The organism is Enterococcus mundtii (genome assembly GCF_002813755.1).
Taxonomy (GTDB): Bacteria; Bacillota; Bacilli; order Lactobacillales; family Enterococcaceae; genus Enterococcus_B; species Enterococcus_B mundtii.
The window spans coordinates 1,604,782-1,616,790 of sequence record NZ_CP018061.1 but is presented as its reverse complement, the minus strand read 5'-3'; the positions used below and the strand labels follow the sequence as shown (position 1 = coordinate 1,616,790).

8 protein-coding genes are annotated in these 12,009 nt (G+C 39.0%); 7 read left to right on the top strand and 1 reads right to left on the bottom strand.

What is annotated here, in order from left to right; translation table 11 throughout:
• The first annotated feature begins 341 nt into the window (after window positions 1-341).
• From pcrA to rlmD, 7 genes are all read left to right on the top strand, one after another.
• Window positions 342-2,585, top strand: coding sequence for a DNA helicase PcrA (pcrA, locus tag EM4838_RS07660; RefSeq protein WP_071866272.1), 2,244 nt, complete (start codon window positions 342-344; stop codon window positions 2,583-2,585).
• Window positions 2,586-2,605: 20 nt separating this feature from the next.
• Window positions 2,606-4,648: an NAD-dependent DNA ligase LigA gene (gene ligA / locus EM4838_RS07655; RefSeq protein WP_071866273.1), complete on the top strand. Its 2,043-nt coding sequence runs from the start codon at window positions 2,606-2,608 to the stop codon at window positions 4,646-4,648.
• A gap of 93 nt (window positions 4,649-4,741) precedes the next feature.
• Window positions 4,742-5,047 carry an Asp-tRNA(Asn)/Glu-tRNA(Gln) amidotransferase subunit GatC gene (gene gatC, locus EM4838_RS07650; RefSeq protein ID WP_010735262.1) on the top strand — a complete coding sequence of 102 codons (306 nt, stop codon included), beginning with the start codon at window positions 4,742-4,744 and terminating at the stop codon, window positions 5,045-5,047.
• Entirely contained in the window at window positions 5,047-6,519 is a 1,473-nt protein-coding gene (gene gatA / locus EM4838_RS07645; protein WP_071866274.1) for an Asp-tRNA(Asn)/Glu-tRNA(Gln) amidotransferase subunit GatA, read from the top strand. Before gatC ends, gatA begins: the two co-directional genes overlap by 1 nt.
• Window positions 6,516-7,946, top strand: coding sequence for an Asp-tRNA(Asn)/Glu-tRNA(Gln) amidotransferase subunit GatB (gene gatB, locus EM4838_RS07640; RefSeq protein ID WP_071866275.1), 1,431 nt, complete (start codon window positions 6,516-6,518; stop codon window positions 7,944-7,946). Before gatA ends, gatB begins: the two co-directional genes overlap by 4 nt.
• Before the next feature lie 9 nt (window positions 7,947-7,955).
• Window positions 7,956-9,002, top strand: coding sequence for a diacylglycerol kinase (locus EM4838_RS07635; protein WP_023519798.1), 1,047 nt, complete (start codon window positions 7,956-7,958; stop codon window positions 9,000-9,002).
• A gap of 164 nt (window positions 9,003-9,166) precedes the next feature.
• A complete protein-coding gene (rlmD, locus tag EM4838_RS07630) occupies window positions 9,167-10,531 on the top strand; it encodes a 23S rRNA (uracil(1939)-C(5))-methyltransferase RlmD (protein ID WP_071866276.1) in 1,365 nt (454 codons plus the stop codon).
• 562 nt (window positions 10,532-11,093) lie between these two features.
• Here rlmD and EM4838_RS07625 read toward each other — a convergent pair.
• Entirely contained in the window at window positions 11,094-11,975 is an 882-nt protein-coding gene (locus EM4838_RS07625) for an Rgg/GadR/MutR family transcriptional regulator (RefSeq protein ID WP_071866277.1), read from the bottom strand.
• Between the last annotated feature and the right edge of the window lie 34 nt (window positions 11,976-12,009).

The window sequence follows — 12,009 nt, the reverse complement described above, 5'->3', positions numbered from 1 at the left end:
ATCTTCAAACGAAAGCCAGAAAATCTAAAAATGGGCATATTTTAGATTTTCTGGCTTTTTTAGGATGACAAAGTAGAACAATAGACCAGACTGCTTTTTTGACCTTTTTCTGACATGATACAAGGGTTCTTTATTCATTTATGAATGGTCAAAATGGACGCCTTTTGAAATTCTTCAAAATTTTGTAAAACCGATGGTTAGACGTATATTAAAGTAGAATATTTCTTTTTTATTCTAGGTTCTTCACAAGATATAAACAAGCTTTCACAAGAAGATTCCCTTTATTGAACCGCATGATAATGCTATAATTAGAAGGATTGATAATAGAAAGGATGTTGTGAATGTCATCCAAAGAAAACTTATTAAAGGGAATGAACCCTCGTCAAAAAGAAGCGGTTCTACATACGGATGGCCCGCTTTTATTGATGGCTGGCGCCGGTAGTGGGAAAACCCGCGTTTTGACGCATCGAATCGCTTATTTGATTGAAGAAAAAGAAGTGAATCCGTGGAATATCTTGGCGATCACCTTTACCAATAAAGCGGCGAAAGAAATGAAAGAACGGGTCAATGCCATTTTAGAAACAGGCGGCGAAGATGTTTGGGTATCTACCTTTCACTCCATGTGTGTCCGTATTTTAAGACGTGATGTGGATTATATCGGGTATAACCGAAACTTTACGATTATTGATTCTTCCGAACAATTATCGTTGATGAAACGAATTTTGAAGGAACTGAATATCGACCCTAAAAAGTACGACCCAAGAAGCCTTTTAGGTTCGATCTCGCAAGCAAAAAATAGCTTATTGTCACCAGAGGCTTTTGCCAAAATGCAAGGCAGTTACTATGAAGAAATTGCTGCGAAATGCTATGCAGCATACCAGAAGGAACTCCAATACAACCAATGTATGGATTTTGATGATCTGATCATGAATACGATCCGTTTATTTGATGAGCATCCAGATTCATTGACGTATTACCAAAACAAATTCCATTACATCCATGTAGATGAATATCAAGATACGAACCATGCACAATATACGTTGGTCAATCTATTAGCCGGACGTTTCAGAAATCTTTGCGTAGTAGGAGATGCAGATCAAAGTATTTACGGTTGGCGTGGAGCAGATATGCAAAACATCTTGGACTTTGAAAAAGATTATCCAGATGCTGCGGTGATCTTGTTAGAACAAAATTATCGCTCAACAAAAACAATCTTGAATGCAGCGAATCAAGTCATTGAAAACAACAGCAATCGCAAACCCAAAAATCTATGGACTGAAAATCAAGATGGGAATAAAATCACCTACTATCGAGCAGACAATGAACGTGACGAAACACGTTTTATTGTAGAAAGAATGCAAGAAGAGATCCAGATGAATCGTCGGAATTATGGAGATTTTGCTATTCTTTACCGAACAAATGCCCAATCGCGTGTCATGGAAGAAACCTTACTGAAAGCCAATATTCCGTACAAAATGGTTGGAGGTCATAAATTCTATGATCGAAAAGAAATCAAAGATGTTTTGGCGTATCTTAATGTGATGGCTAATCCTCAAGATTCACTGAGTTTTGAGCGGATCGTCAACTCACCAAAACGTGGCATTGGACCAGGATCGGTGGAAAAACTCCGTAGCTTTGCCACGATGCACGAATGGCCATTGCTAGAGGCTGCAAGAAATGTTGAATTAGCGAACATCGGTGGAAAAGCCGGAACACAATTAGGCTCTTTTGGCGAGATGATGCACCAATTGACTGAAATGATCCCTTATTTGACCGTCACAGAGTTAACCAAAGAAGTGTTAGAGCGTAGCGGCTATTTAGATGATCTAAAAATCCAAAATACCTTAGAATCACAAGCACGTATCGAAAACTTGGAAGAGTTTTTGACCGTGACACAAGAATTTGATAAACAATTTGAAAAAGAAGGATTAGATAATGCAGAATCACCAGAAGACAAATTGACCGTATTCTTGAATGATTTAGCGCTTGTTTCAGATCTGGATAATTTAGAAGAAGAAACGAAACAAGTAACATTGATGACATTACATGCGGCTAAAGGATTAGAATTTCCAGTGGTATTCTTGATTGGTTTAGAGGAAGGGGTTTTTCCGCTTTCACGTGCCTTGATGGAAGAAAGTGAATTGGAAGAAGAACGTCGATTGGCTTATGTGGGGATCACCAGAGCCGAAGAAGCATTGTTTTTAACAAATGCCTTTTCGCGAACGTTGTATGGACGCACGCAGTACAATCGCCCATCACGTTTCTTAGAAGAAATTGATCAAGAATTATTAGACATCCATGGCATGCGTCCAACACCGAATGCGTCTCAACCGTCACCTTTTCGTACGAATAACGCGACACCTAAGTACCAACAACCAACAAAAGCAGGTGTTTCAGCAAAAGTCGCTACAGGTGGTGAAACAGGTGGTTGGAAACCAGGAGATAAAGTCAAACATAAAAAATGGGGACCAGGAACAGTGGTTAGAGTAAGTGGTGACGCAAAAGATCTTGAACTTGATATTGCTTTTCCAAGTCAAGGAGTCAAGCGTGTATTAGCCGCTTTTGCACCAATCGAAAAAGTTTAGTTCAATAGGGGGAGAAAAAGATGGAACACGAAATGACGATCGATGAAGCAACAAAAAAAGCAGAAGAACTCAGAGTGCAGTTAGATCGTTGGTCTCGTGAGTATTATGTGTTGGACCAGCCAACAGTAGAAGATTATATCTACGACAAAACCTATGCCGAATTAGTGGCGATCGAAGAACAATATCCAGACCTGATCACCGCAGATTCACCGACACAACGAGTAGGTGGAAAGATTCTTTCAGCATTTGAAAAAGTCACACATGACATTCCATTATATAGTTTGAACGATGTCTTCAATAAAGAAGAACTATTAGCATTTGATCAACGCGTCCAAAAAGCAATCGGCCATCCAGTCGATTATTGCTGTGAATTGAAAATCGATGGTTTATCGGTATCCTTGCGTTATGAGAATGGCGAGTTTGTTCGGGGAGCAACTCGTGGGGATGGTTCTGTCGGCGAAAATATCACGGAAAATCTGAAAACTGTACGCTCTGTTCCAATCAAATTAAAAGAACCAATGAGTATTGAAGTGCGTGGCGAATGCTTTATGCCAAAACGTTCATTTGTAAAATTGAACCAAAAAAATGAAGAAGAAGGTAAACCAGTCTTTGCCAATCCCCGCAATGCTGCAGCGGGTTCCTTGCGCCAGTTAGATTCCAAGATCACAGCAAAAAGAAATCTTGATACGTTCTTATATACCGTAGCCGATTTTGGACCAATGCAAGCCACTACGCAATACGAAGCGTTAGAAGAATTAGACAAGATCGGTTTCCATACGAACCATGAAAAACGGCTTTGTCACTCAATCGAAGAAGTTTGGGCGTTCATTGAGGAATACCATGAAAAACGAAAAGACTTACCTTATGAGATCGACGGGATCGTTATTAAAGTCAATGACTTTTCAATCCAAGACCAATTAGGTTTTACGGTTAAAGCCCCACGTTGGGCAACAGCCTATAAATTTCCACCTGAAGAAGTAGAAACGGTCATCGAAGAAATCGAATGGACGGTCGGCAGAACGGGTGTAGTGACACCGACAGCGATCATGACACCAGTTCGTGTTGCTGGAACGACGGTCAGTCGCGCCAGTCTGCATAACGGGGATTATATCCAAATGAAAGATATCCGCTTGAACGATACTGTCCAAATCTATAAGGCAGGGGATATCATTCCAGAAGTCGCACAAGTTATTTTAGATAAACGTCCAAAAGACAGCGAGCCTTATAAAATGCCCGAACATTGCCCTGTCTGTCACAGTGAGTTGGTTCATTTAGATGAAGAAGTTGCCTTGCGTTGCATCAATCCGAAGTGTCCCGCACAAATGAAAGAAGGACTGAACCATTTCGTTTCCCGAAATGCGATGAACATCGATGGCTTAGGCCCAAGAGTCTTGGAACAGATGTACGATAAGAAACTAGTCGCTGATGTTGCCGATCTCTATAAACTAACAGAAGAAGAATTATTGACGTTAGACAAAATCAAAGAAAAATCAGCGAATAATATTTTAACAGCGATCGACAATAGCAAAGATAACTCGGTAGAACGCTTGATCTTTGGTTTAGGTATCCGTCACGTTGGCGCAAAAGCAGCGAAAATCTTAGCAGAGCATTTTGGCGATTTAGAAACGTTGAGTCGCAGCGATTTTGAATCAATCATCCAATTAGATACGATCGGGGATATTATTGCAGATAGTGTAGTGACTTATTTTGACAACGAAGAAGTCCACGAGTTGATGGAAGAGTTAAAACAAGCAGGTGTCAACCTTGAATACAAAGGGATTCGTTCGACACAGCTGAAAGAAGTAGAATCGCCGTTCAAAAACAAGACGATCGTATTGACGGGCAAACTAACTCGATTCACAAGGGAAGAAGCCAAAGAAACGATTGAGAATCTTGGCGGAAAAGTCACTGGTAGCGTATCGAAAAAAACAGATATCGTTGTCGCTGGCGAAGATGCGGGTAGTAAATTAACGAAAGCCCAAGAGTTAGGGGTCGAGGTTTGGACGGAAGATCAAATGGCTGACGCGTTAGCAGAGAGTCATCCTGTCGAGGGAGCAGAATAATTTTTCAGATAAATTTCAAGAAAGAATTTCAGAATGCGAATTTCTTATGTTAAAATAAGAAGCAAAGTTTTCATTTAGGAAAGAAGGGGTACTATGGCGATTAGTGAAGAACAAGTAAAACATGTAGCGAAGTTAGCCAAATTGAAATTTGCCGACGAAGAGCGCGCAGGTTTTACTGACCAATTAGGAAAAATCATTGACATGGTAGAAATGCTGGAAGAAGTAGACACAGAAGGCGTACCATTTACATCAAACGTCGTTGAAACTGTCAACGTCATGCGACAAGACCGTGCACAACTAGGTTGGAGCAGAGATGAATTATTAAAAAATGTACCAGAAAAAGAAGATGGGTTCATCAAAGTACCAGCAATCATCGATAATGGGGAGGCTGGCGCATAATGACAGAATTATACAATCGTTCATTAGAAGAACTACACGACTTATTAGTGTCAAAAGAAATCACTGCACAAGACTTAGTGAGAGCTACATTTGATCGTATCAAGGATACAGAACCTGCGATTGATGCATTCATTACATTGAATGAAGAGAAAGCTTTAGCCCAAGCCAAAGCCTTAGATGAAAAAGGCATCGATGAGCATAATGTCCTTTCTGGTATCCCGATCGGTATCAAAGACAACATCGTGACAAAAGATCTTTTGACGACAGCAGCTTCAAAGATCCTTTATAATTTTGAACCGATCTACGATGCGACAGTCATGGAAAAAGTATACGAAGCAGACATGATCCCTGTTGGTAAATTGAACATGGATGAATTTGCAATGGGCGGAAGTACCGAAACTTCTTACTTCAAAAAAACAAAGAACGCTTGGGATCAAACAAAAGTACCTGGCGGATCATCTGGTGGTTCAGCCGCCGCAGTTGCCGCAGGACAAGTGCCAGTTTCTCTAGGTAGTGACACTGGTGGAAGTATCCGCCAACCAGCCGCTTTCAATGGGATCGTAGGAATGAAACCAACTTATGGTCGTGTGTCACGTTTCGGTTTGATTGCATTTGCTTCATCTTTAGACCAAATCGGTCCAATGACCCGGACAGTCAAAGATAACGCATTAGCATTGACCGCAATCAGTGGCTACGACGAAAAAGACGGTACTTCATCTGGTGTATCTGTGCCTAACTTTGCAGATGGCTTGTCTGGTGATATTAAAGGAATGAAGATTGCTTTACCTAAAGAATATTTAGGTGAAGGTGTCGATGAAGGCGTGAAAGAAGCAATTCTTAAAGCAGCTGAAACATTCCGTTCATTAGGTGCAACAGTTGAAGAAGTTAGCTTACCTCATTCAAAATATGGCGTGGCTGTCTACTATATCATTGCTTCATCTGAAGCAAGTTCGAACTTGCAACGTTTTGACGGTATTCGTTATGGATATCGTTCAGAAGATGTCAAGAACTTGGATGACGTTTATGTCAATTCACGTTCTGAAGGTTTCGGAGAAGAAGTAAAACGCCGGATCATGTTAGGAACGTTCTCATTGAGTGCAGGTTACTATGACGCGCATTTCAAAAAAGCAGGACAAGTCCGTACATTGATCAAGCGTGACTTTGAAAAAGTTTTCGCGGATTATGATTTGATCATCGGCCCTTCTTCACCAACAGTTGCGTTCGGTCTTGGTGAAAATATCAACGACCCGATCACGATGTATATGAGTGATATCTTGACGATCCCAGTGAACTTGGCAGGACTACCAGGCATGTCAGTACCTGCAGGCTTATCGGAAGGATTACCAGTTGGTTTACAGATCATCGGTAATTATTTCGAAGAGAAAACCATGTATCAAGCAGCTTATGCGTTTGAGCAAGCGACTGAGTTCCATCGTCAACAACCAGCTATTTTAGGAGGGAAAGCCGAATGAATTTTGAAACAGTCATTGGACTTGAAGTCCATGTGGAATTAAAAACCAACTCAAAAATCTTCTCTCCAGCTCCTGCGCATTTTGGTGCTGAACCAAACAGCAACACCAATGTGATCGATTGGGGATACCCTGGAGTTTTACCAGTAATGAATAAAGCCGCGCTAGAATTTGGGATGCGTGCAGCGTTAGCATTGAATTGCGAAATTTCGAAAGATACTCATTTTGACCGCAAAAACTATTTCTATCCTGACAATCCCAAAGCTTACCAAATCTCACAATTCGATCAACCAATCGGTCATGATGGCTGGATCGAGATCGAAGTAGAAGGTAAAAAGAAAAAAATCCGCATTGAACGTGTGCATTTAGAAGAAGATGCAGGGAAAAACATGCACGGCATCGGTGGGTACTCTTATGTCGATCTAAACAGACAAGGAACACCATTGATCGAGATCGTTTCAGAAGCAGACATGCGTTCTCCAGAAGAAGCCTATGCTTATTTAGAAGCTTTGCGTTCTGTAATCCAATTTACTGAAGTCAGTGACGTGAAATTAGAAGAAGGTTCAATGCGTTGTGATGCGAACATTTCTTTACGCCCCTATGGACAAGAAGAATTTGGGACAAAAGCAGAATTGAAAAACTTGAACTCCCTTTCTTTTGTCAAAAAAGGTTTAGCATTTGAAGAAAAACGCCAAGCAAAAGTATTGTTATCTGGTGGAGAGATCCAACAAGAAACTCGTCGCTTTGATGAAACGACGAATAAGACGATCTTGATGCGTGTCAAAGAAGGGTCAAGTGACTATCGTTACTTCCCAGAACCTGATATCCCAAGATTCGTGATCGATGACGAATGGATCCAACGAGTGAAAGCAAGCTTACCAGAAATGCCTGCCTCTCGTCGTGAACGTTATATTCGTGAACTGGGTCTACCAGAGTATGATGCAAAAGTATTGACACTATCAAAAGAAATGTCTGATTTCTTTGAAGCAACATTGGAAAATGGGGCAGATGCCAAACAAGCATCCAACTGGTTGATGGGTGAAGTATCAGCTTACTTAAACAGTGAAAAGTTAGAATTAGCTGAAACAAAATTAACACCTGAAAACTTAGCAGGTATGATTCTTTTGATCGCAGATGGTACGATCAGTTCTAAAATTGCGAAAAAAGTCTTTCGTGAGTTGATCATGAATGGCGGAGATGCACAAAGTGTTGTCGAAGCAAACGGTTGGGTCCAATTATCTGACCCAGCGAAGTTATTACCGATCATCAATGAAATTTTAGATAACAATCAACAATCTGTTGATGATTTCAAAAACGGAAAAGACCGTGCAGTCGGTTTCTTAGTTGGACAAATCATGAAAGCTACTAAAGGACAAGCAAACCCAGGTGTGGTCAACAAATTGCTAAATGAAGAATTAGCGAAACGATAGAGGGATGCTATGAAAAAAGCGCGTGTGATCTATAATCCGGTCTCAGGTAAAGAATTGTTAAAACGTAATCTTGCCGACATCCTCCAAGCTTTGGAGGAGTCGGGCTATGAAGCAAGTGCTTATGCCACGACTCCGGAAGAGGACTCGGCAAAAAATGAAGCACGACGAGTCGCTGAGTTAGGTTTTGATCTTGTCGTTGCTGCTGGTGGCGATGGGACGATCAATGAAGTCGTCAATGGTATCGCCTCACTGGAAGTTAGACCTAAAATGGCGATCATTCCAGCGGGAACGACCAATGACTATGCTCGCGCCTTGAAGATTCCTAGAGATAATATCAAGGCAGCAGCAGAAGTCATCAAAAAGAATCAAACAGTCAAAATGGATATCGGTCAATCCGATAATAGCTATTTCATCAATATTGCAGCTGGTGGCTACTTGACAGAATTGACCTACGAAGTTCCTTCCGAATTGAAAAGTATTTTTGGCTATCTTGCATATTTGGCAAAAGGAGCAGAAATGTTACCACGTGTCAAACCGATCAAGATGCACTTGAAGTATGACGAAGGAGAATATAATGGCAATGCTTCGATGTTCTTTTTAGGGTTGACGAATTCCGTTGGTGGATTTGAACAAATTGCGCCTGATGCAAAGCTAGATGATGGAAAATTTTCTTTGATCATTGTCAAAACGGCGAATATTTTTGAGATCCTACACATTGCGGCACTCATGCTCAATGGAGGAAAGCATGTAGATGATCCAAGGGTCATTTATACAAAAACAAGTTCCCTTTATGTTGAAACCGAAGATAATGCGAATCGTCCTGTCATGATCAATTTAGATGGCGAATATGGAGGTAATGCTCCGATGCATTTCCAAAATCTTCATCAACATATCGAGTTTTATGCAAACACAGATCAAATTCCAGATGAGGCAATCACTGGTTTTGAGGAAGAAGAACTAGAAGAAGTTAGCAAAGAATTCGTCAAAGAAGTAGAACGTTTGACGGATGAAGACATCGATGGCGATGGCAAAATTGCTGATAAGGATCAGAACTGAGCAGGATTGGACGACTATTAGAAGGAAAAAGCAATGATCATAGGATTACTTGCTTTTTCCAATAGACTGAAGAAAAAAAGGGCTGGGAATGAATGGATATCCCAGCTCTTTCCTTTGTTGAACGGACAAAATTAGAAACCATTCAAAAGAATAGGAGTAATGAAATGACACAAACAATTAAGAAAAATGAACGGTATACTGTTGATATCATCGATTTAAGTTACGAGGGGTTAGGTGTTGCGAAAATTGATGGCTATCCATTATTTATTGAAAATGCTTTGCCAGGTGAACAAGTGGAGATCCTTGTCGTAAAAGCAGGCAATAAATTTGGCTACGGTAAGGTCGAAAACTGGTTGACGACGTCACCAGACCGTCAAGAAATCACTAGTAATGTTCTGTTGCGTACAGGAATCGCTCCTTTAGCCCATTTAAGTTATGATCAACAATTAGTATTCAAACAAAAACAAGTCGAACACGTTTTAGCTAAAATCGCTAAAATGCCTGAAGTCACAGTACAACCAACGATCGGGATGGAAGAACCTACAGGATATCGCAATAAAGCACAGATTCCTGTTCGTCGCGTCGAAGGCGAATTAGTGACTGGTTTTTACAAGAAAAACAGTCATGACTTAGTGGAAATAGAAGATTTCTTCATCCAAGACCCACAAATCGATCAAGCCATCATTAAGGTAAGAGACATCTTGCAACGTTTCCAAGTACGTGGCTACAATGAAGAAAAAAATGAAGGACAAATTCGTCATATCATTGTTCGTAGAGGTCATTACACCCATCAAATGATGGTCGTTCTAGTCACTCGAAAAGAAAAATTCTTCAAAGCGAAAGAAATCGCTGAAGCCATCCATGAAGCTTTACCGGAAGTGGTGTCAGTGATCCAAAATATCAACGAAGAAAAAACGAATGTCATTTTAGGAGAAAAAGAAAAAGTTCTTTTTGGTCAATCATATATCGAAGATCAGTTACTTGGTAAGACCTATCGTATTTCTTCTAAATCCTTTTATCAGGTCAATACATTACAAACCGAAGTACTGTATCAAAAAGCGATTGAATTTGCTGAATTGAAAAATGACGATGTCGTGATTGATGCCTATTCAGGAATTGGAACGATTGGTTTATCTATAGCAGACCAAGTAGCAAGCGTTTATGGAATGGAAATCGTACCAGCAGCAATTGAAGATGCACAGTTTAACGCATTGACAAATAAAATCGAAAATGCGCATTATGAAGTTGGAAAAGCCGAAACAGTCATGAAAAAATGGCAAGAAAAAGGGATCAAACCAACTGTTTTAGTTGTCGATCCTCCAAGAAAAGGCTTGGATGCACGCTTTATTGATTCAGCGATCGAGATGGCTCCTGAACGAATCGTTTATATCTCATGCAATCCTGCAACGTTTGCCAGAGATGTGAAGTTGTTTGCAGAAGATGGTTATAAATTGGAAAAAGTCCAACCAGTTGATTTATTCCCACAAACACATCATGTGGAATGTGTCGGATTATTACGTAAAGGTTAATTGGTTTAAATAGATGAGCGCAAGGCATTATATCCTATAAACTCATTTTAGAAGACGTTTCTGTCAAAAGAAACGTCTTTTTTAGGTGAGTGATAATATTAGTTATCAAGGAGAGCTCTTCTAAAAATGGTATCGCACTCAAAATAGAAAAAGAAAACTTAGTTGTCACCTGAAATTAGCAACGTACATAAAATTTTCAAATTCACAAAGGACTATAAACTAGACCATCACATTAAGGATGGAGGAGAGCAACTAGAAAGTCTTTATACCAATAGATTGTTGATTTTGAAAACTATCAAAAGATTTTTAAATGTTTTGGGGTCTAATCCTGAATGTACTCGATAGGTCAAAAATTTTGTAAAATAGACGATTGATACTATCCAAATTAGACTTCTTAAAAAACTTTGTGTATAAAATTTACAATCTTTAGTGGTTTTATAGATTAAAAGTATCAGCATTTTGTTGATGTTTTTTTCTGACATCACTCTTGTTAATGGTTGGAGCCATAATCACTAGCAACATTTTTGGAAGATGGATAGATTACAAGTAAATCCCTATAAAATTACCTTAATCCAAGCATTTTTTTTGCGAAAGTCTCCATTTCTTGAGCATAATCATTAAAATCCAATAGTCTAAACATATCGATAAATGAATCAATCGTGTTGAAATTTTTGACAGTAGGATCATACTTACATTTTAAGATCTCAGTAAAAATATTATATAAAATACGTTCTCTTACATAATTGATCGTGTTGAAACTTTTGAGTTCGGCTAAATAGAAGTTCATATTTTCAAGCTCGTCTCTTTCAAATTTCAACATGATAACGTTGATTATAAAGAAGCTATATAATTTGTAAAATTTAAAACTCCCTCGCACATTCCGATATTTTTTTCGAAGAATTTTTACTTTTGAAAAAATATAAGCATCATTAAAAAGGGAGAGACAGTTGGAGAATAAATTTAATTCGAATGCTCCCCATACTTCTACATCATTTAAATAGTTCTTTATAACCATAACTTCATTCTCTGTGATAATAAATTTTTCAGCCCTGATTTTTCGATATAATAATAATTTGTATTGGATGAATAAGTAATAATAATAGAAATCATTACTTTTCATGTATAGCTGATATGTATGGTTTATTTTTTCTTCTAAGTCAGTCCAGTTATACGTATAATAGGCTTTTTCTAATACTTTATTCGCTTTTTCCTTATTTGAAGCTACTGTTTGATTTGGCCATTCTTCATTAAAATGTAGTAAAAAGTAATCTTCAACAGAAATATTTAATCTGTCCAAGTACGATTGGAACAAATTCAAAGAAATATTAGTTCCAGTATTTTCGAAAGAAGAAAGAGTTGTTCGGCTACAAATCCCTTCGCTTAGAGTTCTCTGACTTATATTTCTTTCTTTGCGTAATCTTTTTATTATTTCATGATGTTTCATTGGTAACCACCTCTCTTGACGGAAATCTGTACAT